This window comes from Paenibacillus phytohabitans (genome assembly GCF_013141775.1).
In the GTDB taxonomy this organism is placed as follows: domain Bacteria; phylum Bacillota; class Bacilli; order Paenibacillales; family Paenibacillaceae; genus Paenibacillus_AQ; species Paenibacillus_AQ phytohabitans.
This window is the reverse complement of record NZ_WHOB01000086.1, coordinates 82077-104687: the sequence shown is the minus strand read 5'-3', so window position 1 is coordinate 104687 and position 22611 is coordinate 82077. Positions and strand designations below refer to the sequence as shown.

At 45.0% G+C, this 22611-nt stretch carries 16 protein-coding genes; 2 read left to right on the top strand and 14 right to left on the bottom strand.

Annotated features, from left to right (window positions below; all coding sequences use genetic code 11):
- Positions 1-193: 193 nt before the first annotated feature.
- From GC101_RS28170 to GC101_RS28130, 9 genes are all read right to left on the bottom strand, one after another.
- Positions 194-2224 carry a beta-galactosidase gene (locus GC101_RS28170; RefSeq protein WP_171720033.1) on the bottom strand — a complete coding sequence of 677 codons (2031 nt, stop codon included), beginning with the start codon at positions 2222-2224 and terminating at the stop codon, positions 194-196.
- 103 nt (positions 2225-2327) lie between these two features.
- Entirely contained in the window at positions 2328-4763 is a 2436-nt protein-coding gene (locus GC101_RS28165) for a beta-glucosidase (RefSeq protein ID WP_171720032.1), read from the bottom strand.
- On the bottom strand, positions 4760-5866 hold the full coding sequence (glf, locus tag GC101_RS28160; protein ID WP_171720031.1) for a UDP-galactopyranose mutase: 1107 nt from the start codon (positions 5864-5866) through the stop codon (positions 4760-4762). The genes GC101_RS28165 and glf overlap by 4 nt, the downstream gene beginning before the upstream one ends.
- Positions 5867-5951: 85 nt before the next feature.
- A complete protein-coding gene (locus tag GC101_RS28155) occupies positions 5952-6968 on the bottom strand; it encodes a glycosyltransferase family 2 protein (RefSeq protein WP_039293460.1) in 1017 nt (338 codons plus the stop codon).
- 26 nt (positions 6969-6994) lie between these two features.
- Positions 6995-7591: a hypothetical protein gene (locus GC101_RS28150; RefSeq protein WP_171720030.1), complete on the bottom strand. Its 597-nt coding sequence runs from the start codon at positions 7589-7591 to the stop codon at positions 6995-6997.
- The gene (locus GC101_RS28145; protein WP_171720029.1) at positions 7578-9977 is read right to left on the bottom strand and encodes a glycoside hydrolase family 2 protein; all 2400 of its coding nucleotides are present in this window, start codon (positions 9975-9977) and stop codon (positions 7578-7580) included. Before GC101_RS28145 ends, GC101_RS28150 begins: the two co-directional genes overlap by 14 nt.
- Positions 9978-9994: 17 nt before the next feature.
- Entirely contained in the window at positions 9995-10417 is a 423-nt protein-coding gene (locus GC101_RS28140; RefSeq protein ID WP_171720028.1) for a hypothetical protein, read from the bottom strand.
- 1 nt (position 10418) lies between these two features.
- Positions 10419-13361 (bottom strand): glycoside hydrolase family 3 protein, encoded by a 2943-nt coding sequence (locus tag GC101_RS28135; RefSeq protein ID WP_171720027.1) that lies wholly within the window; start codon positions 13359-13361, stop codon positions 10419-10421.
- A gap of 32 nt (positions 13362-13393) precedes the next feature.
- Entirely contained in the window at positions 13394-14014 is a 621-nt protein-coding gene (locus GC101_RS28130) for a hypothetical protein (protein ID WP_171720026.1), read from the bottom strand.
- Positions 14015-14255: 241 nt separating this feature from the next.
- Between GC101_RS28130 and GC101_RS28125 the strand changes: the two genes are divergently transcribed.
- Positions 14256-14969 (top strand): LytR/AlgR family response regulator transcription factor, encoded by a 714-nt coding sequence (locus tag GC101_RS28125; protein WP_171720025.1) that lies wholly within the window; start codon positions 14256-14258, stop codon positions 14967-14969.
- Positions 14966-16297: an ATP-binding protein gene (locus tag GC101_RS28120; protein ID WP_171720024.1), complete on the top strand. Its 1332-nt coding sequence runs from the start codon at positions 14966-14968 to the stop codon at positions 16295-16297. Before GC101_RS28125 ends, GC101_RS28120 begins: the two co-directional genes overlap by 4 nt.
- A 277-nt stretch (positions 16298-16574) precedes the next feature.
- On the opposite strand, the gene GC101_RS28115 is transcribed toward GC101_RS28120, so the two are convergent.
- From GC101_RS28115 to GC101_RS28095, 5 genes are all read right to left on the bottom strand, one after another.
- A complete protein-coding gene (locus GC101_RS28115; RefSeq protein WP_171720023.1) occupies positions 16575-17381 on the bottom strand; it encodes a Nif3-like dinuclear metal center hexameric protein in 807 nt (268 codons plus the stop codon).
- Positions 17382-17417: 36 nt separating this feature from the next.
- On the bottom strand, positions 17418-18311 hold the full coding sequence (locus tag GC101_RS28110; protein WP_171720022.1) for a carbohydrate ABC transporter permease: 894 nt from the start codon (positions 18309-18311) through the stop codon (positions 17418-17420).
- 12 nt (positions 18312-18323) lie between these two features.
- Positions 18324-19247 (bottom strand): ABC transporter permease, encoded by a 924-nt coding sequence (locus GC101_RS28105; protein WP_171720021.1) that lies wholly within the window; start codon positions 19245-19247, stop codon positions 18324-18326.
- A 70-nt stretch (positions 19248-19317) separates the two neighbouring features.
- Positions 19318-20862: an ABC transporter substrate-binding protein gene (locus GC101_RS28100; RefSeq protein WP_171720020.1), complete on the bottom strand. Its 1545-nt coding sequence runs from the start codon at positions 20860-20862 to the stop codon at positions 19318-19320.
- Positions 20863-21004: 142 nt separating this feature from the next.
- Positions 21005-22600 (bottom strand): response regulator transcription factor, encoded by a 1596-nt coding sequence (locus GC101_RS28095; protein ID WP_171720019.1) that lies wholly within the window; start codon positions 22598-22600, stop codon positions 21005-21007.
- Positions 22601-22611: the final 11 nt, after the last annotated feature.

Genomic DNA, 22611 nt, shown 5'->3' with positions numbered 1-22611 from the left:
CAGACATTTATGATTGCGCTTGCATTTAGAATATACTATTGCCAAGCTAGCTTAAACCAGGAGATTTAGGATTTTACTAAGGTGTTTTTAGGGTCTCTAAAATCGTTTACTTTATTCGCATGAAACTGCAACAAGCCGGAGCATATTAACACTCCGGCCTGGAAACTTCATAAGACATATCTTGTACTATTCACTACAACTGGGCAAACTCTGATGTACTAAGCACTTCGACATCATATGGTTTTAGTAGCAATTCACCTTCAAATATACTACTTGACAGTAGGCTGTGACCCTTGAGTGATAGATTCAAGATCTGCTCAGAACCTGTCGTATTCACATAAATCGCTGAATCACCTATCCTACGGGCGACAACGCCTTCCGGAGCGGCCAATCCCTTCTGTATATCCAACTTTTCATAACATATCTCTAGCAGCGCTTTAAGAACATCCATTTGTGCAGGAACAGCTGTATAGATGGCCGTACCTTGCCCAAAAGTATTCGCTGTCACTGCCGGCAATTCCCGATCTATATCGGTAAAATTAGCCCAAGTCTCTGCCGTGCTGGGCTCCAGAATTTCATAGTAATCAATAGGTGTATCAAAGATTTGCTCGCCCATACGTATCCGTGGTGATTCACGGCGCAGATTCATCCGCTCCTTCTGAAGCCCGCCTTCATTTGCTTCGGAAGTATGATAAATCGGTCGTTCAAACGCACCCGCACGGATACCGAATACATCGCTAAGCCTGCCGGGCAAGGTCGAACTGAAAACCTGATTATTCTCATCCACTTTTGCAGAATATGCAGTCATAATAACCGTACCACCCTGTTCTACAAATTGACGAACAGACTGAGCAGAAGCTTCATCCATAATGCAATGTCCGGGAATCAATAGAAGCTTGTAATCCTTTTCAATACTCCGCAGATTCACTACATTACAGTCTGTGTTATCGGCCATCAAAGCCTGATAAGTCGTTATAACTTGTTTCAGATAAGGTGTTTTGTAATACGCCTTCTGATTCTCGGAGACTTTGAAAGCTTCATAGGAATAGGCAAGGGCGATCTCAGGATTTGGCAGGTATGGTAAGCCCAGATCAGAAAGTTTATCGAGTTCAGATGTAAACTGCCGGAATTCATCCAGTTTTCTTCCTGGAAGTCCGTCATGATCCAACAAACCGTAAAAGTACTGCTCTTCACCTCCCAGCATGGATCGCCATGTCCAGGCACATACAGCCTCTGCACGGAATAACAAAGCGAGATAGGCATACATTCTTAGCACACCTTTTGGTGGGGCATATGCCCCAAACGACCCCGTTTGGAATTCCAGACACCAAATCGGTTTGTTGGTCTCACCAATCCGGTGATTCAGTGTGAAGCATGTGCCGTTGAGAGCGTTTCTGTCTTCGGGATTGACACCAGGATAAAAGCCAACTCCAGGAATATCAAATAATGTTCCGTTAGCTTTCAAATAATCGAACCCGTATCCAGGATGTTCCCCCCAGTGATTAGTCGACTCTTTGATCCCTGGAGCATTCTTACGAACTAAGTCCCTTAGTCCCTGTAGATAATCAAGCTGTTCATCCGAGAAAAAACGCCACATGTCCAGCATACGCTCTGGTGCTCCATTCATTGCACCCGCTACCGGGAACTCTGCATCTTCAAAGCTATTCAACTTGCGTGACCATCGATGCGCAGCCCAGCAAAGATTCAACTGTTCAATCGTTTGATATTTTTCTCTGAGCCACTGCACATAACGCCGGCGTGCATCCTCTGAGAAGCTTGGTGCCCCACTGCCTATCTCGTTACATAAACCTAAAGCATAGAGCGCTGGAGCATTAGCGTAACGATTGGTTAGCATATCAGCAAACCGATAAGCGTATTCTTGAAAGACCGGATTTCCTACATCATCCATATACCGATGGACTGCAGCAAGCCGATTGCCACTGCGATCGGCCAGGTCGATTTCCGGGTATTTCTTATGCAACCAAGTCGGAGCAGGGCGGGTGGCAATATCAAGAACTACCTTAATTCCTGCTTCCGCAAACAGATCCATTACTTCATCAAACCACTCGAATGTGAAGTTTCCTTCCGAAGGCTCAAAGCTGTCCCAACACAGATGTCCCAAACGAACGAGATTGAATCCAGAATCCTTCATCAATTGAATATCAACTGGCCAGCGTTCCCGGGGCCAATCATGCGGATGGTAGTTCGTTCCTACAAATATCAATTGTTTCACCTCATTTTCGTAATTCTAATGTAAAAGTACATTAGGTCATACAGTATGATAACAGAGCGCTTACATATTTTTAACGGACAAAGTTAGGGACTTTCTAGGGTATTTTCCGGTCAATATGGTTTTTTTGGGCGATACTCACCATTCTGCTCTTCTCCTTCAACACATGACTTAATCCTCTGAAAAAATGACCATTTACCATCATCAAAATCCCATCCAGCATAGGCATATTCACAATTCCGCCTGTCATTCTCGCAACACCTCTGAAGGGCATATGATAAATAGACATCATGATGAGATTAGCTGTGCTCCTCTTTCCGGTCTTTATTAAAAACCAATGAACAAAAGCTATTAAATGGTAAACAAACCTTGCACTTCTTCCCTTTGCATACTGGCACTGGGCAATGGTATCGTTGTACCCCAGAGGCTGTGACCGGTCCCATTTAGAGACAGGTATTTTATATCCAAGCAGATATTCAAATTCAGTCGAGCTGACATTGTTGGCTTTTCCCGAATAATAGGCAGGAAGCATATCCTTATCATAAGGAGGTGGTGCACCTGTCCCTTCTACAAACAGGGTGTCTGCCAATCGGATGTCTGCACTTGAAGCACCGATACTGATCTCATAGTCCGCTGCTTCGATTTCCCATTTATTTGTCTTCACGTTGAAATAGCGGAATGTTTTATCATCAAAAGGCAGCGTTACTTTCCGGGTCTCTCCCGCAGCCAGACGCACTTTGGCAAATCCTTTTAATTCTTTAACCGCTCTAAATATTTCCTGCGATTTACAGCCTACATATAGCTGAACAATCTCCATTCCGGGAATATCTCCGGTATTCGTTAATTCAAATGTTACCCCTTTACTGGAAACCTCAAGGTTGGAGTACTCATATTGGGTATAGCTTAGACCGTAACCGAACGGGAAAAGCACGTTCTTAATTGCTGTATCATAATAGCGGTAGCCCATATAAATGCTCTCTCTATACTCTACGCTGACTTCCTTGCCCGGAAAGTGGTGATAGGATGGCGTATCTTCATAACATAGGGGATAGGTTTCTGCCAGCTTCCCTGAAGGATTCACTTCTCCCGTTAAAATCCTCCCTATAGCCCCCGCTCCTGCTTGCCCCGGTAGATAACCATGTATTAATCCTTTAATCTTATGAATCCACGGTATTTCTACCACAGAGCCGCAAGCGAGCACTGCTACAATGTTGGAGTTAACTTTATATAATGCATGTAATAGGTTAATCTGATTCCCGGGGATCTCGATGCTTCGTCTATCTAATCCTTCAGTTTCATAAGCTTCATCCAGACCCATATATAGAAGAACAACATCTGCTTTTTGGGCAAGAGCACAGGCTCTATTAAGTTTTTTCTTATTGTTCTTGCCTTGACGTTCAAAACCGGGCTCATATCCAATACTGGTCAAATCTGATTGGTCTAGATAATCTAATATATTATTGATTATTGTTGGATTTACTATAGATGATCCAGCCCCCTGGTATCTTGGATTTTTCGCGAAATCACCGATTACAGCTAGCTTCACACCTTTTCTAAGGGGCAATATATTCCCTTCATTTTTAAGAAGAACCACGGACTCTTCAGCAGCCCACTGCGCTACCTTATGGTGTTTTTCCACAGCAAACTCTCTGGGACTTCCAGCAGTTATCTCTGTTGTGAAAATCAGTTCAAGCATTCTATCCACACATTCATCTAATCCTTCTTCCACGATTTCTCCGCTCTGGATGGCCCGGATGATTTCAGCATTCGTCTCGCCTGCGGTTGTTGGCATCTCGAGTTCATTGCCGGCTAACAATCCTGCTAAACGGTCATTACTTCCACCCCAATCAGTGACAAGAACCCCTTTATAACCCCATTCATCACGCAAAATATCCTTCATTATATGGATGTTTTCATTCGTGTAACTTCCATTCAGAAGATTATAGGAAGACATAAGCGTCTTCGGCTCGCCTTCCTGAACGGCGATTTCAAATGCAGTCAGATAAATTTCCCTAAGCGCTCTTTCATCAACAATGGTATCAATGGACATCCGTCTCTCTTCTTGATTGTTCACAGCGAAGTGCTTCACACATGCTGAGATCCCATGTGATTGAATGCCCCGGATATAAGCTGCAGCCATTTTACCGGCAAGATAAGGATCTTCACTGAAATACTCGAAGTTTCTTCCGCAAAGAGGGTTCCTCTTCATGTTAATACCAGGCCCCAGAAGAACATTGACTTGCTGTGAAGCTGCTTCTGCTCCAAGGTACTCTCCAATCCTCTCACCAAGCTCTACATTCCAGCTGTTGGCTACAGTCGCAGCGGTCGGGTAACAAGTTGCTTGAATGCTGGCATTTAGTCCAAGATGATCTGCAGCTGCTGCCTGCCTTCTAATTCCATGTGGTCCATCCGCCAGATACAGGCTGCGTATTCCCAAACGCTCTATGCTTTGAGTAGTCCAGAAGTCTTTTCCTGACATTAAAGATGCTTTCTCTTCTAAAGTCATTTGTTCAATTAAAGTTATATATTTCATCTGAATTCTTCTTGGACTAAGCATAATGCTGCTGCAATGACTTGATGCATATCGAAATATTTATACATACCCAGTCGTCCCCCGAGCAGAATATTAGGCATTTGTTCCGCTAGCTCACGGTACTTTCTATATTTCTCATTATTACCGTCATCATTTAAAGGGTAATACGGCTCGTCACCCTTTTTCCATGTTTGTGGGTATTCTTTAGTTATAATAGTCTTTGGCTGTTCGCCAAATTCAAAATGTTTATGCTCAATAATCCGCGTATATGGGGTTTCTGCATCCGTATAATTGACCACTGCATTTCCTTGATAGTTTTGCCGGTCCAAAGTAACGGATTCAAATCTTAAACTCCGGTATTCTAATTCACCGTACCTGTAATCAAACAATTGATCGATCATTCCTGTATAAACAATCTTGGGGTATTCTTCTAAGTAAGCCGCTTTATTTGCAAATAAGTCTTGATTCAACTCTAGGTCAATCAATTCACTAGACAGCATTTTTTCAATGATTTGCGTATAGCCGCCGATAGGAATTCCCTGATACCGGTCATTGAAATAATTATTATCATAGGTGAAACGGACAGGGATCCGTTTGATAATGAAGGCAGGCAGCTCTGCTGCTTTACGCCCCCATTGTTTTTCGGTATAACCCTTTACTAGTTTCTCATAGATATCGAGTCCAACTAATGAAATAGCTTGTTCTTCCAGGTTATTCGGATCCCCAATTCCAGCGGCTGATCTTTGTTCAGCGATCCTTGACTGTGCTTCGTCAGGCGTAATCGTCCCCCATAATTGATTAAATGTATTCATATTAAAAGGCAAGCTATATATTTCACCTTTATAGTTGGCAATGGGACTGTTGGTATAGCGGTTAAATTCGGCAAACTCATTAATGTAGTCCCAAATCCCTTTGTTATTCGTATGGAAAATATGCGCCCCGTATTGATGTACCTGGATACCTTCAATATTTTTGGTGTATACATTACCGCCCAGATGATCCCGCTTATCGATTACCTTTATCCGTCTTCCCCGCTTGGCTGCTTCATAGGCAAAGATACTGCCGAATAGTCCGGAGCCCACAACCAGATAGTCGTATTTCATATAGGTTCACCCTGCCTTTTCTCAAAATTTGCGGCGTAAAAAATAAACCTGCAGATGAAGGGTCACATCCACAGGTTTGCAGCTTTCAATTGAATCCCACAATCTTCTGTGAGACTTTATAGGCAGATACCGTTATACTGCGGCCCAAATACCCCGGAATATTCATCATTCTTCCCATGACTCCGTATCTGATCGTATTGTATAACTCAATATCTTTTTCATTCATATACTTCCACAGCTCTTTTTTCTTCTGCAGATTTTCTTTCTTACGTGAACGGATTAACAGGATTGTAGAAATAATTGTGATAATCTCAAGGTAATTGAGCATATATTGGCGAAGCTTAGGACTTTTAATCTGTTCAATGTTCATTCCATCGATCATGAGCTTATTCACTTTAAGCTGCTGGTCTATTCTTTCAATCATCACTTTCTCATTAACCGACTGATCTTCTCGTCCAATGAAATACCGGTAGAAATCGACGTTCACATAATAAATCCGCTTCACTTTTTCAAGCGGTTTAAACACAAACAGATTGTCCACGTAGAAGGTATGCTCGGGAAGTGTGAAGCGGCATTCTTTTAACAAATTCGTGCGATAGATAATGGAATGCATTAAAATATACTGGCCTTTACGGAAGGATTTAATTTCATCCCAGGTGAACACCCGTCCCTCAGGAAGGTTCCGGTCATACTTCATTACCTTCCGGTGACGTTTACCTGTTTTCTCATATACGAAATTGCTGACAACCATATCGACGGCCTTGCCCTCAGCGACCAGCGCTTTTAGCTTCATCCGGATTTGTTGATATGCCTCCCGGTCCACCCAGTCATCACTGTCCACCACTTTAACGAACAAGCCTGCAGCAACCTTAATCCCCGTATTCACCGCACCGCCATGGCCTTTGTTTTCTTGATGCACCACTTTGACCATCGATGGATACATGCTCTCGTAGCTGTCTGCAATCATTCTAGTGCCGTCGTTGGAGCCATCATTAACAATAATGATTTCAATTTCTTCGTCATTAACTAGCAGGCTGCTAATACAGCGGTCCATATAATCCTGTGAGTTATAGCAGGGTACAATGAATGACAATAATTTCATTATTACTAACCTCTTTTTATTCTTTTTTAGGCCACCTTTTGCTGTTTATCTTCTTTGAAAATGATCTTCAGGATCGGGAAATACACCCAGAACGAGATGGCAGCATTAATAATCATCGTAATTAAATCTGCAGCCGTTTCACCGGTTCCTCCAAACCTATCAATAAAGAACTGGTAGATCGGGTCCTTGTACCACCCCTGAAGGGCACCCGCGCAAATGGTTATCAGGAAATAGGCGATAAGATACCAGACAGCCGCTTTGTAAATATTACCTTTGGATCGAAAGGTAATATTCCGTTGAGCAAAGAAGTTAATCACCTGGGCGATCCCCAGCGTCAGCTGAACAGCAAGGAAGTAGGATAGTCCACCGCCTCCACCAGAGGCGATTGACCCTGAAGGATAGTTGAAAATATAGTAGGGAGATCCATCAGTATTATGTCCAACCGGTAAAATCTGAAAATCATGAGCTTCCAAAGCAGATCCGTTAAAAACTGCCTTCAAAACCGGCATAAGGATCATCTGAAACACCGTAATGCCATTGCTTAATAACAAAAACATAATAAATTGCGCGATTTGGGGATGTTTAAGACTGTAGTTACTCCAGAACGCTTTAATACCGCTCACTAATACCACTTCCTTCTATTTTCACACTAAAGCGCAACTGGACTGGTTCTGTCTGATTGGAGGTAATCGTCAATGTCCCTTCTCCAGCTATCCCTGTTGTTTTAACATAGGTGCCGCACATGCCCCCTTCGGCAGTGACACAATCCGGACCTACGATTTCTATTGCACCTACTGCTTTTAAGAAGACCGGCAGATGTGAGTACGTGGCATTGTTGTTATTCGCATCTACAACCCGAATACGGATAGATGACACATCAAAGGTATCGGCTTCAATTAACTCCGTTCCACTAACGGTCGTTTCTAAATGAATACTCGCATTAGAGGCTTTCACTACCTCTGCAACCACCTGGCCATTCTTAATCGCTTCAAAGCGGTAGACCGGTGCAGACACACCCCAGTTCTCAATATATTTGAAGAATAGCTTGTAGAAAGTTACCGGTGACACCAGATGACGGAGCATCACCCACAGCGCTTTAAAAATGTACCTTGGGGGTAAGGCAGTACCAAACCGCTGAATAGCCAAGAGACATTCTTTAATCGCTTCGGCTTTTTGGTGTGAATACTTTTCTCCTTCTTCAATCACATTGCCCACGGTGTCGTAGAATTCGATTGGCGGATGCGGTAAATAGCGGTATTTTTTGTTGACCGGCTTAAATTCCCGGATCATCCGTTCATTCTTGTATAGACGAACCGAATCAGCATTAGTGAAAATATAATTTTCACCGACAGCACCTCCCGGGTAATCGCCGATATGCATATCTGAACCGACTTCCAGAACCGGGGTTTCCTCTGAGAAGCTGGCATAGACTTTCGTAGCCAGTTTATGATTGCGGTACATGTCCATGATGCCGTGATAGCATACCCGGTCACCTGATCCGAAATCACCATGAGTTTGATAATCGAACATACACCACCCGAAGGCTCCTGCAATATCTTCTCTTTTATATACCTCATTTAGCACATTGGCATGGCGCATAGCGTGGGACAGCCGGTGGGTCGGCGTATCCGTCGCCTTGGTCGGAAACATGTGACCATTGAACTCGGCAATGAGATAGGCTTTATTCTTATTAGGCGATATCAGCCACCTTGGTAGTAATCCGCCATTCTTCCCTGTATGAGAAAAATCATTGAAGGCATACACATCTTCCAATAAACTGCTTCTCCATAGAAAGCGGACTCCGCTTGTCTGTCTGCTATGATCCAGACGGCGGGCAATTTCATTGGTCTTGGAGTACAAGACATCATCATCCTGTGACTCGTTCACACGGACTCCCCAGAGAATAATCGAAGGATGGTTACGGTACTGCATGATCATTTCTTCAACATTATTACAGACGATCCGTTTCCATTCTTCATCATTCTTGATATGCTGCCAGCCGGGCGTTTCTGTGAACACAAGCAGTCCCAGGAGGTCACACGCATTAAGAAAATGCTTGGACTGGGGATAATGGGAGGTACGGACCGCATTCACATGAAGCTCTTCTTTCAATATTCTTACATCTTCCACTTGCATGGATGCCGGCATAGCATAGCCTACATGAGGATAGCTCTGATGGCGGTTAACTCCACGAATCTTATATTTCCTGCCGTTTAGATAGAATCCGTCTTTGCGGAAAACAGCTTGGCGGAATCCAACTGATACGTTGTACTCATCAATAATGTTTTCTTCATGATCCTTTAACAAAGCTACTAAGGTATAGAGATAAGGAGTTTCCGGACTCCACGCGTGAATGTTTACAACGTCAATACTGCAATCAGTGATTACTGCCCCTGATACCTTTACACTCTTTTGGCCAACTATATTTTTTTGTTCGTCCAGCAGAACTAATTCCAGCGTGTGGTTTGCTTCCGGCTGACTGATGGTAACATCAATAAGTGCCTGATTCATGTCCGGTGTCCGGACAAACACATCCTCCACGTAGCTCTGCTCAGCAAGCAATAACCATGCTTCACGGTATAATCCACCATAAGTCATGTAGTCAATTACGTGGCCGAATGGCGGAACATTAGCATCCTCTCGTGTGTTCAGACGGACCACAACTTTGTTCTCCTGCCCATATATCAGGTTATCTGTTACTTCTACACGAAAGGCAGTATAACCACCATTATGAGTCATTAACTTCGTGCCATTGATAAACACCTCAGCCACATGAGCGGCACCATCAAACTGCAGGAACAGACGCTTCCCCTTTAAACCCTCATGAACCTCAAGATGACGTCTATAACCACATATCATCTGACAAGAGCTTTCCTCCATATAGTGCACAGGCACTTCTTTACAAGTGTGGGGCAGCCTTACGGCTGTCCCCTCTCCTGTAAAATTGATAAATTCATCAGTAATATTCTCTATAAAACTCCATCCATCACAGATACTAATTTTTCTCATTTACTTTTCTCCATTTATCATTTTGAAGTAGTCAAGGTATAGATTAATCCTTCGGATCTCGATTGTTTCATGAAGCTGGAAATCATTGCACCCGCTGTTCCGAGCGCAAAAGCAATACCGAAAATAATAACGGCTTGAGGATTTCCTCCAATGAAGTTAACCCCATTGACAACATCCGATAAGGTTGGAAACCCTAAGTAAAGATGCCACGACAAGGCTACGCCATAACAAACCGCGGGTAATAGGGGGGCGATATAATAGCTTTTAATCCAAACCAGCAATTCTCCTGCAACACCAGCGAGAATCAGGCCAAAAGTAATAAAGGAAAAGGTCCGATCGCCATAATCAAAAATGATAAACGCGATGTTTGCTGCAAGCATTAAGCAGGATGCCAGGAAACCAATCCAAAAACCAAGCGTTCTATCTTTAAATAAGACCATCTTATTTCCCCCCCTTTACATTTCGTCTTAAGCTACTTCTAATGAACATGAATACACTTAAGAGTGTCAATGCAATAAGAATGTAATTAGTAACCTTCAGGAAGGTTTGCCACCACGGTGTAAACCCTTCAACTTCGATGTCATCCGTTAATCCATTGAGCAAATTTGATTTGGCTAATGAATAATAGAAATGTTTATTAGCTCGTCTTAATTCTTGTAGAACATAGCCGTCCTTCTTACTGGCAAGGTATTTATGAACTTCACTGGCACGTCCGGTATCCGCATTAAATGTATTCGTTCCGGCAACGAGCGATTCGATAGTTGGAATGTTAGGGTTGCCTTTAACGGAGTCCGTAATCGTTACGCCTTTGAAGCCCCATTCATTTCTTAAGACTTGTTTCATAGTGGCATTATCGCTATAAGCCAAACTGCCACCAATCCGGGAGAAGGACATCATCGTACCAAGAGCTCCGCCTTCAGTGAAGGCTCCCTCAAAGCCCTTTAAAGGACCTTGGCGATAGGCCTGTTCCGTCATAAATGTAGATAGCTCTTGTCTATTCGTTTCTTGGTCATTGGCTACAAAATGTTTGATGGCCGCTGTTAACCCTTTGGCTTGCATTGCTTCTGTCTGAACAGCTCCCATATGGTAAGTAAGAATACTATCCTCAGAGTAGTATTCAAAGTTACGTCCGCTAAACGGGGTACGGTGCAGATTCCCCCCTGGTGACCATAACTGTGAAGTACCGCTGAACAGGCAATCCTCGGCAATAAATTTGCCGCGTTCTGCTATTAATGCACTGTTCCAGGTTGCAGCTGCCACGACTTGAACGACATGGAAGGTTGCCGCGTGATTACCGCCATACAAATAGCTGGATTGGGAGCCTGAAGGACCATCCGTATTTTTATTCGCAGGCTTATTAATGGACTTCACTGCCGGTTGGCCAAAATTCTCACCAACCGTTGCACTTAATTCACTGATAGTTAACTGATCCAGGAATTTGTTCCATGTTACGTCGTCTTCAAAGGGAACATCCTTCATATCCAGGAGTTTGAGTGTAACCTCTGCTCCTTGCGTAAAGCTGTCATATGCAGGAGCGTCCGCCGGTTTTTGGTATTTCTGATTGTACATGATCTCTTTAAGCTCATCCGTTGCCGTAATATCTTTATAGGGTTCAGGATAAGTATCCCAATCGTTGCGTGTTAAATAAGTTACCGTATTCTCAGCAAAGTAGTTAATATCGACATCTTCAAATTGATTCGAAACAACTTCCCCGGTATGCTGTGACTTGGCATAAGTGGTGTTATCCAATGACTCTAGTGGAACAGAGATTGCATTGTCCGGCTCTCCAGCTACATTAGAACCATCTGCAGCCAGTAGCTTCCCTTTTACTAGTGCGCCTTCCTTCTTGACCAGGATGTTATTCAAGGCATCATGGCTGTCCCGTCCAATGGCAAAATAATAATCACCCGGATCGAAGACATAGCTGCCCTTCTTACTTGGATCAGCGCCATTCTCAGCGTTAGCGTCATAGGTTGCGAACAAATACTCGTCAATCGTGACGGTTATCTCTTCCGATTCGCCTGCGGCCAGCTCACTTGTCTTCCCGAAGCCAATCAGCTGGATCGCTGATTTCTCGGCCTGCCCTTCTTCATAAGGAAGCTGGGCATACAGCTGTACTACCGACTTCGACTTTCCGGTATAGGCTGACTCTGCCGGGTAACCTTTATTGGTAACCTTCACGGTTGCCATAACTGTTTTGGCTTGTCTATCCCAATTCACAGCCGTTAACTCTTGGGAGAAATCGGCATAGGAGCTGCCATAGCCAAAGGTATATACCATTTCATCCGCATAGTTCCAGCCTTCCTTATTAATGAAAGCACCTGCATTGCTGTCAGCATTATGAAGCCTTAATACAGCATCCTGATATCTTGTTTCGTAGTATTTATATCCCTGATAGATCCCTTCCGCTTCGACAATGTAATGACCATCATCATTGGCGTACTGGAAATCACCTGCGTTACTTACTGCCGGTGAAGATAGTGAGTTTGCTGCAAAGGTATCCACCAGTCTGCCAGAAGGATCTGCTGCACCTGTTAGTACATTGGCAACACCTGTGAATCCCTTTAATCCGGGATTGCCAATCCAGAGTGCAGCATCCACTCCATACTCCTCTTCTTCGATCCAGCCAAGCTCCATGGCATACGCGCTATTGATCAATACAATCGTCTTCGCGAATTTGCCGCTATCCTTAATCATCTTTAATAGATCTTTTTCAGAATCATGGAGAGCAAGGTATGAAATCCCGTCCCTGTCAGAGGTGGCTAAATCTTTACCCTCTCCACCATCCCGCGCTAACATGACGATAGCCGCATCATTATAACTATCCTGATACGATGCTTGCAGCTCGCTGGTATAGAAACCTTTATCCACTTCTCCAATAAACCAGTCCGGTGCTGCCTTGACCCTGGCAATGTCACTCTTCGCATAGGCATCAAATAACTGGTCATTAATCTGGAAGCCCGCTTCCGTAAGTGCACTATGCAAGCTAACCTTACGTTCCTCGTCCATGCCTGGCCCTCCGGCATTCCCACTGTAGACAGGATCCGCTGCCGAGCGGCCAAACAAGGTAACACTGCGTTCTTCTGAGCTTAATGGCAGAACAGCCTGCTCATTCTTTAGCAGAACGGTGCCCTCTTCCATGGTTTGTACATCATGTCTGTCGGAATCTGCCAGCATAGCCTGCAATCCTGCATCCGACAGCTCGTAATCACTCTTATATTGCATTGTGCTGGCATCCGCTTCAATTACAGGCGCCGTGACATTGAGGAAGACGTTAACTTGGCCGCTCCAGCTCATTAGTAATTGAGTCATCAGTAAACTGAAGGATAAGAGAAACGCAGAAACAGATGTGAATCCACGCCACATATTCGATTTTCTTTTCAATGGGTTACCTCCCTACACGCTCGCTGGTTAGCTTAATTTGTTGTTGCTCCATCAGCAGTCAACACAACGTAATCGAAGCTGTCTTTTGCTGCGTCAACTATGATCGAATTCTCCGGGAAAGCCACAGCTTCCAGGTATTCTTCAGCAGACAATGCAGGTCCTTCACCGCCAACTGCCGTGCCCATCTCATCCGTCCATTCTTTGGTGTTTACATAGCCGATTGGATTTGCACCTGCCGAGTAGGAACTGTTCGCAATGACTGCTGTGGGCTTGGATAATTCAAGTGTAATTAGGCCCTCTTCATCTACTTCTTTTACTGTTCCGTAGTATTTAATGATATTTGAACCTCTGGGAACCACATCATATTTACCATCATCAGCGAATTCCAGGGCTCCGGAGTAGAACGTTTCAGTGCTCGTCAAACAGTACGTATTATCTGAGAAGGTCTCAATATTTTGCACGCCGAAGGTTGCCTGCTTGAAGGTATGCTCCGGGTACGCACTAATAAATCCGACATTAGTTGTCGAAGCATAATTCCCAGTCAATTCACTTGCTCCCGCTGACTTCTCACCATTTCCGCATGCTGTGATTCCTATCACCAATGCCATCGCACAAATTGCAGTAGCAGCCTTTTTCACCGTTCTGTTTGTCATGAAAACTACCCCTTTAAATGAATTTTGTATACGCTTTCTAAAGCGCATGATTATTGTATAAGATCACGTCTTTCTTGTGTGGTTCCTGGCCTATTCTCGAAGAAATGTAGCATATTAAGGTAAGCTGCGTTTAGTTTAGGCTGTTTTTTTGTAGTCTGCGAGAGCGGGAAGCTATATTGTTGACAAAAGAGAAAACGCTTCCTATAGTAAAATGACCTGACATCAACTGGAGAGGTGAAAGATGATAATCACAATTGCCATTGTGGAAGATGATATTAATCAAGCTCGTTTGTTAGAAAGTCATCTTACAAGCTTTGGCGCTGACAAAGGACTTTCTTTCAACATCGTGCATTTCCCCCAGGCTGTTGCCCTGCTAGAGAATTACACTGCCAATTTCGATATTATATTCATGGATATTCAGCTGCCTTATATGAATGGAATGGATGCCGCCCGAAGCCTTAGAGCCCTCGATAAGGAGGTTATCCTGATTTTCATTACGAATCTCACCCAATATGCAATTCACGGATATGAAGTGGAAGCGCTTGATTATATCCTAAAGCCGGTTGAATATTATGATTTCGCGTTGAAAATGTCCCGTGCCGTCCGCAGAATGGATGAGAAGCCGGGGAATGATATCCTGATTGCAACCGACAATGGCATGCGTAAAATATCGCCCAAAAGCATCCGCTATGTTGAGACCGAAGGACATCACGTCATTTATCACACGGCAGAGGGTGATTTCCGGCAATATGCCACCATCTCATCGATTGAGATCAAACTGCAGGAATATGATTTTTACAGATGTAACAATTGTTATCTGGTCAATCTGGCTTATGTACAAAGAATCCAGGGGTATACTGTTGTGCTGGATGGTGTAGATTTGCGGATCAGTCAGCCGAGGAAAAAAGCGTTTATGGAAAAATTAATGGAGTATGTAAAGAAGAAAAACTTATGAGCGAGCTCATCAATAATTTATTAGGCGTCTATTCGAAGCAATTTATCATTCGCTCCGCCAGTATGATTGAGATTCTTTTCTGTATCTTTATACTGACACTGCCCTTTCAAAAAACAAAACGTTTTGGAATGAAAGTAATAATAATTATACCTTTGGCCTTGCCGCTTATTCTTGCGATTGCGGTAGTTAATTCATTGTATCCCAGCCCATTTAGCGGTTTGCTGAATATTTTTACCTATTTATTCGTTTTGATGGCTCTTTACTTTCTGTACCAGGAGAACTTTTCTGAGCTATTGCTGTGTCTTTGCGGCGCAGTAGCCATTAAGTTGATTGTAGGCCGTTTATACGAAATACTCATCATTCTTTTAGATAAGAACCCTTATGAAACGCTTTCACTATTTAAGGAAATGGTTCCATGGAGGGACTGGCCGCTATACTTCCTAATACATTTTATTTTTATTCTTTTGTTTGCCTTTTTTTTCCGACGTACCAAAGTTTTTGAGCATGACAAAACGAACAAAATTCTGATTATTACTTTTTCGTTAACCTTTATTTTAGTAACTGAGATACTCAGTTCCTTTAGCCGCAAATTTGAGGGTGAGAACAGTATCCTTGATTTTATCATCCGGATTTTTGCAATTCTGTATGCTTTGCTTACTTTATTGCTGCGTACAAGAATACTGGAGACCAGCAAGCTGAAACAGGATCTATTGATCATGGACGAACTTCTTTATTCAGAGAAAAAACAGTTTGACAATATGCGAAGCGAAATTGACATAATTAATATGAAGGCTCATGACCTCCGCCAACAATTATCGAACATTAGCTACAAGCTAACCAACCAGGAAGTGGATTCATTGAAAGCTGCCATTGAGGTGTACGATACAACGATCAAAACAGGCAGTGATATCCTGGATGTCATTCTCTATAAAAAACAGCTTTACTGTGAAAAAAATGGGATCCGCATGAGCTGTATGGCTGATGGCCGTTGTTTATCTTTTATCTCATCTACTCATTTATATTCTCTTTTAAGTAATGCCATAGAAAATGCCCTTGAGGCCGTAACAACGGTCAGTAATGACAACAAGCGGACCCTTTCAATTTCTATAGGTGAAGAGAACGGTGTGATTGCTATTCATGTCACCAACTATTTTGAAAGTGAGCTCATGATTAGTGATCAATTACCACAAACCATTAAACACGATAAGAATCGTCACGGTTTTGGTATAAAAAGCATGCGGCACATTGCGGAGCAGTATAACGGGATATTATCTTTTCATACTGAGGAGGACATTTTTTATCTTCATATTTATTTTCTGAATTCCTGAATGAATCATATGAAAAAATTGATTATAACTGACCTTGGCCTAATGAAACTCTGGCATACGCAATACTCCGAATTGGGATGGGTGAAAGCCCCTTTCATTGTATAAGTTATATATTTTCTTCTAAACGATGCTACTTCTTTAATCCAATAAGACTAAACCACAACCCTGCCCGTTTCATGGAGCTATGTGCCCACTGTTATCTAAATTCAAAAAATAAAACAGGCCGTAGAGAGTTTCTCTACAGCCTGTACAACACAAATCTTCATTTGATTGTAGTCTACAAATATACAAACGGCTCCTTCGCATCCACAAACGTAACCGGAAGCCCGTCCACCAGCGGTGCCAGCCACTCGGCCATATACTTCATGCCCCATTCCTCGGACCGCTCATGGCCAATTACAATCATCGCTTTGTTCATACCCAGCATGGAGGCATCATTAACATAAGCGCATAACGTCCACTCCGTAATATCGCCGCAGATCATTACATCCAGATTCTTGTCCTGCATAAGCTCCATCGGCATTTGCTCCCTGCCCAGCCCGAGGCTGCCGCCCCCAACCAGTATGCCGATGCGGGAGCAGGCATCTGCCGGATTGCCGACGATCTGAATGACCTTCATGCCCAGCCTCTGCTTCAGGAAGCCTGCCAGCTCTCCGACAGTGGTCTCTTCAATCAGATAGCCCCAGGAATCCTGGTCGCCCAGCTTCTTATCCTGCCACTCCAGCTCCTTGAGCAGACCATCATAAATCCGGTCCGTATCGGCCAGATGCATGTGATCATGGAATCTCCAGATCGTAATTCCATTCTCCTCAATCAGCTTCCTCTTCGCCAAATATACCGGGTCTTTCTGAACCCAGTCCAGCGTGTCCATTCCCGTATAATAGGTAGGCTCATGGGTAATAATCAGGTTGGCTCCGGCTGTGATGGCTTCCTTAATCACCCCGACGGTCGCCATGAACGTAGTGACGATTCCTGTGACTTCCATCTCCTCATTGCCGCTCGCAAGCACATCACAGGTCTGCTCCAATCTGCGGCCTCCGCAGCAATCCAGCAGAATCCGGTCAATAACCTCCTGCACTTTCATAAGCTCATTCTCCTTCTCATCTATGTTGTCAGCCTGTCAGCCTTTGACTGCACCAATTACCACGCCGCGGGTCAAGTATTTCTGCATAAAGGGCAGTACGAACAGCACCGGCACAATACCCAGAACCGCCATCGCCATCCGCACGGCTGTGCTTGGCAGCGATACGCTCTCTGCCCCGAGTACATTGCCGGCCTGACCGGAATTGAGGAATTGAATGTTGCTCATCAGCTGCATCAGCAGATTCTGAATCCCGTATAATTGCGGCTTCGATACAAAATACAGCGCATTGATCCAGTCGTTCCAATAAGCGAGTCCCATAAACATACCGACCGTTGCCATAACCGGCATGGATAAGGGAAGCATAATCCGGAAGAAGGTCCGCAGCTCCGACGCGCCGTCGATCTGGGCAGCTTCAATAATTTCCAGCGGGACATTATTTTTGAAGTAGTTTCGAACCAGCAATACATTAAAGCCGTTCGCGAGCAGGTTGGGAAGAATCAGCGCCCACAGGGTATTTTTAATATGGAAATATTGCGTCCACATGATGTAGGAAGGCACGATCCCTCCGCTGAACAGCATGGTGAAAAAAACAACAAACGCCAGCACATTGTGATATTTGAAATCGGACCGGGACATCGGATAGGCAAGCATGCTTGTTATCAGCAGTCCAATGGCCGTTCCCAGGATCGTGACTGCAAATGAAACCCCATAAGCCCGGATGAAGATGTAGGCTGAGGACTGGATATACCGGTACGCTTCAAGACTTGTGTGCTCCGGGAAAAAGCTGTATCCGTTCCGGATCAAGGTCGTTTCATCGGTGAACGAGGCTATCACAATCAGAAGGAAGGGTAAAAAAGCAAAAACCGTCAGCAGAATCATCACGACCGCAGAAAACACAGTAAACGTCCGTTCTCCTCTTGTTTGTATCATAAGCGTTTCCTCCTAGAACAATGCGTTTTCTGGATTAACCTTCTTGACGATGGCATTGACCGCAAGCACAAGCGCAAAGCCAACCAGCGATTGATACAAGCCGGCTGCGGCCGACATTCCAATATCATTCAGCTGCATCAAGGCGCGGTAGACATACGTATCAATCGTTTGAGTCGTGCTGTACAGCGCACCCGAGTTCATAGGAACCTGATAGAACAGGCCGAAGTCGGAGTTGAAAATCCGTCCCATGGACATCAGCACCAATACAATGATGGTCGGCTTCAGCAGCGGCAGGGTAATCAGGCGGATCTGTTTCAGCTTCCCGGCGCCGTCAATTTTGGCAGACTCATAGATGCTTTTGTCAATTCCGGCAATAGATGCGAAATAGACGATGGAGCCGTAGCCTGCCGTCTTCCAGATCTGAATGAGAACCAGCAGATAAGGCCAATGTTTCGGCTCCGAATACCAGTTGATCTCCGGGATACCAAGCGGCCGAAGAATTGAATGATTCACGAATCCGCTGTCTGCATTGAGAAAAGCGAAGACAAGCAAAGAAAGGACGATCATCGAGATCAGATTCGGAAGAATCAGGCCTGTCATAAACAGCTTCGAGTACATCTTATTCAGCAGCTCTGACATAAGGATGGCAATGAGGATCGAGACAATGGTCCCGAGCGCGATAAAGGCCAGGTTGTAGAGCAGGGTATTTCTGGTCATAATCCAGGCATCGCTGGTCTGGAACAGAAAGGTGAAGTTCTTGAGGCCGATCCAGTCGCTGCCGAAGATGCCCTTCGCGTAATTGACATCCTTGAAAGCGATGAACACCCCGAACATGGGGAAATAGCTGTTAATCATGAAGTACAGCAGGCCCGGAGCAGCCAGAATCAATAAAGGAAGTGTTTTTTTGAGCGGCTTGGATTTAGGTTGGGCTGACATGTCGGATTCACCTCCATTGCTGCAGGCGGAGCCTTTGTTGGCGGCTCTACCCGCAAGCAAGTTATTTAAATTATTGTTTCTGCGCGGCAATCCATTGGTCCAGCTGCTCCTGCTTGCTGTCAATGATCGCCTGGGCGCCTGCATCCTTAAGTGAACTGTTGAACTTCGCAATAATGGTATCCGGATCTACTGATCCGCTTACAAGAGCGGGCAGAAATTGATTCACGACGTTATTCACAGCACTCATCTGCGTCTTCACATCGCTTTGATCAAAGATAAATCCGAAATACGGCGATCTTTCGGTATCCTTGTTTTCTTGGAGCTTCAGTTCAACATCCGACCAGTTGATCCCCTCTAACTGGTACTGAAGGGACTCAGAGCCTACAATTCCCGAGCTTAGCATTGCTGTGTAGGATACCGTATTGGCATCCTTGCCTTCCGGGAATTTCACATGATGCTCATCAACCTTCACGTAATCCTCCCCTTCAATTCCATAGAGGATGGTGTTGATCAGCTCGGTGTCGGTATACAGCATGTTCAGGAACTTGACAGAGGCTTCCGTTTCCTTGGACGTACTGGATACCATCCAGGTTACGGAATTAACAGCACTTGTATCGAAATAGAAGGGAGCAATGCGTTTGGTTTCCACATTTTTACCGGCTTGCGCACTCAGGGTTCTGCCCACTTCCTTCCCGCTGTAACCGCCAAGGAAGGAGAAGCCGCGTCCGGAAGATACCATCTCCATAGCTGTGATCGTCGTTGTTGCGGTGTCCTTCTGCAAATAACCTGCATTAAACCATTCTCTCATCATCCCGATTCCGTTCTTGAACACATCGGATTCATAGAAATTAACGACCTTGCCGTTGTCGCCGATTACGACGCCGACTCCTGTTGTATCGGTCAGGTAATCTACCTTGCTCGCACCTTTCATCAGATTCACAAGGCCTGTATCCGTTGGATTCACATTAATCGGGCCAAACGGAATCACATCAGGTGACTTCTTCTTCACAGCAGCGAAGACAGCAGGCAGATCCTCCACCGATTGAATCGCATCCGCTGAGATGCCTGCGTCCGCCAGCATATCGGCGTTGTAGATGATATTCGTAGGTAAAGCCATTCCTTTATTTACCGGAATACCATAGATATGACCATCCATCGTTGTGGTTTTGAGGATGTCCGGGCCGAAATCCTTCTCCAGAATAGCCGTTAATTCTTTACCGTGTTCCGGAAGCAGCTCTTCGAGCGGAGCGACCTGACTCTTGGACACATAGTTGGAGAATTGTCCGAGCGTAGTGAAGATATCCATCTTCTCTCCGCTCTGGAGCGCCAGGTTGACTTTCTGGGCATAATCAGCTGGACCGTACAGGCGGAAATCCACCTTCACACCGATCTTCTTGGTTGTAATTGCATTAATCGCATCCGTCACCTTGCTGAGATCATCGGGAATCCGGTTGAAGGACGGCAGGGCAAATACGATTTCAGCAACTTTTGCATTGGCTTCCTCATTCCCGGAATCATTAGCCTTTGTATTTGAATTGCTGCCGCAGGCCGAGAGCAGTGAACCGCATACTACCATGGACAACAACAGTGAACCTAACCCCTTTTTACTTTTCATGATGATGCCTCCCTGTTCTGTATTTTCAATTTCATTGTACTTCTTTGGAGGAGTGCGGGCTTTCAAAAAGACGGGCTGTTTTTTTGAAAAACCGCGCTGCAGCAAGAAGCTCCGCTTCCTTCCGGAAAGGCGGAGCTTCTTGCTATCTGACGGTTTTGTGCTTGGAACGAAAGGCTAACGGTGTTTCTCCTGTCAGCTTTTTGAATACCGTGGAGAAATAAGATATCGTATCAAATCCGGCATCCATAGCGATCTCGCTTATGCTCGCCGTGCTCTCAATCAGCATTTGCTTCGCCGCTCTGATGCGGCAGTCGTTCAGATATTCCTTGACCGTCTGCCCGGTCTCATTCTTGAACACCTTCGCCAGATAATCGGCGGTCAGATATACGCTTGCGGCGACATCCTCCCGGCTGAGATCTTGCCTGTAATTCTCCTGGATATACCGCTTCGCCCTCTCGACAACCCCTTCAGACTGCAATACCTCTTTGATAGAATCCACCGTTTTGTCCGTAAGTGCCTGAGCCCACTTCATGAAGTCAAACACACTGCTGTCGGCTTTCTGGGCCAAGCCTTGCGTCACATCATCGGCGAATAGCCGGTGCGCCTGGATATGCTGCCGTGAGAGAAGCGAGTAGACCACTTGAAGGAAGTCCTCCCGGATCGAATGCAGTGTCGTTGAATCCAGCTTATTCAAGCTTGTCAGAAGCTCCAGCTCCTTCTTCAGCCGGTTCACAATCTGGACCTTCTCCTTCTGGACGAACAGCATGGTGAACAGCTCTATGTCAAGGGTAAAGCGCTCTGTAGTATCATAATGAAACGGTACATCCGGCAGATGAACCTTCCCTCTGAAAATGATATTGGAATCATCCAGCTGCTCCAGCTCCGTTTTGAGCTGCGACAGTCCAGAGATTGCTGTCTGCCCGCTGAAATAACAGGTAGCTGTACACTTCAAATATTGCCGGCACATCTGAATAATATGCTCTGCGCTGTCCTTCAGCCACTTCATATCAATCTTACTCTCGATAAGAATCGCATTGTAGAACACATCATCGGCTTGATAGGCGATGATCCGGCCTAAGCTCACCTGGCTGCTGAGAATTTCAGAGATCAGGTTAGAGAGGGCATAATGGAAGATGCTCTCGTCCCACTCCCGCTCGATTTGGGAACGCGGAACACTTACGAGAAACAGGGTATATTCCGCATGCACTGACAGGTCCAGCTCCCTTTTCTGCACTTCACTCTGGATGAGCGGGATGCGGGGAGACAGCGTGGCTGTCAGCACATCACTCCAGAACCCCCGCTCCACCAGATCCTTGTTCTTCAGCCACGCAAGCCCCAGCTTGCTGTATTCACCCATGATTACCTTTTTCTTCAGCGTCTCCATGGACTTCCGCAGTGCTGCCTCCAGCTCCTGCTTGTCCAGCGGCTTGACCAGATAGGAGTCGGCTGCGTACGAGATCGCCTCGGAAGCGAAGCTGAAGCTCTCATGACAGGTCAGAAAGATAAAACCGCCTTCATATTGGCGGTCCCTGGCCCACTTGATCATATCAATCCCCGAGCCCCGCGGCATTTCGATATCGCAAATGATCAAATCAGGCTCACCGCCGGCGAATAATTGCTTCGCATCCTGTATGTTATGAGCGGTCTGTACCTCGGTAATTCCAAATTCATCCCAGTTCACAATACTGCGCAGGGCTTCAACCGTAGGGATATCATCATCAATCAACATACACCGCATATAATCCCCCC

Excerpts from the sequence above, each read along its gene's own strand:
- GC101_RS28110 (WP_171720022.1), bottom strand. The coding sequence starts at position 18,311 with ATGATACAAACAAGAGGAGAACGGACGTTTACTGTGTTTTCTGCGGTC.
- GC101_RS28095 (WP_171720019.1), bottom strand. The coding sequence starts at position 22,600 with ATGCGGTGTATGTTGATTGATGATGATATCCCTACGGTTGAAGCCCTG.
- GC101_RS28120 (WP_171720024.1), top strand. The coding sequence starts at position 14,966 with ATGAGCGAGCTCATCAATAATTTATTAGGCGTCTATTCGAAGCAATTT.
- glf (WP_171720031.1), bottom strand. The coding sequence starts at position 5,866 with ATGAAATACGACTATCTGGTTGTGGGCTCCGGACTATTCGGCAGTATC.
- GC101_RS28115 (WP_171720023.1), bottom strand. The coding sequence starts at position 17,381 with ATGAAAGTGCAGGAGGTTATTGACCGGATTCTGCTGGATTGCTGCGGA.
- GC101_RS28125 (WP_171720025.1), top strand. The coding sequence starts at position 14,256 with ATGATAATCACAATTGCCATTGTGGAAGATGATATTAATCAAGCTCGT.
- GC101_RS28165 (WP_171720032.1), bottom strand. The coding sequence starts at position 4,763 with ATGAAATATATAACTTTAATTGAACAAATGACTTTAGAAGAGAAAGCA.
- GC101_RS28130 (WP_171720026.1), bottom strand. The coding sequence starts at position 14,014 with ATGACAAACAGAACGGTGAAAAAGGCTGCTACTGCAATTTGTGCGATG.
- GC101_RS28100 (WP_171720020.1), bottom strand. The coding sequence starts at position 20,862 with ATGAAAAGTAAAAAGGGGTTAGGTTCACTGTTGTTGTCCATGGTAGTA.
- GC101_RS28105 (WP_171720021.1), bottom strand. The coding sequence starts at position 19,247 with ATGTCAGCCCAACCTAAATCCAAGCCGCTCAAAAAAACACTTCCTTTA.
- GC101_RS28140 (WP_171720028.1), bottom strand. The coding sequence starts at position 10,417 with ATGGTCTTATTTAAAGATAGAACGCTTGGTTTTTGGATTGGTTTCCTG.
- GC101_RS28155 (WP_039293460.1), bottom strand. The coding sequence starts at position 6,968 with ATGAAATTATTGTCATTCATTGTACCCTGCTATAACTCACAGGATTAT.
- GC101_RS28145 (WP_171720029.1), bottom strand. The coding sequence starts at position 9,977 with ATGAGAAAAATTAGTATCTGTGATGGATGGAGTTTTATAGAGAATATT.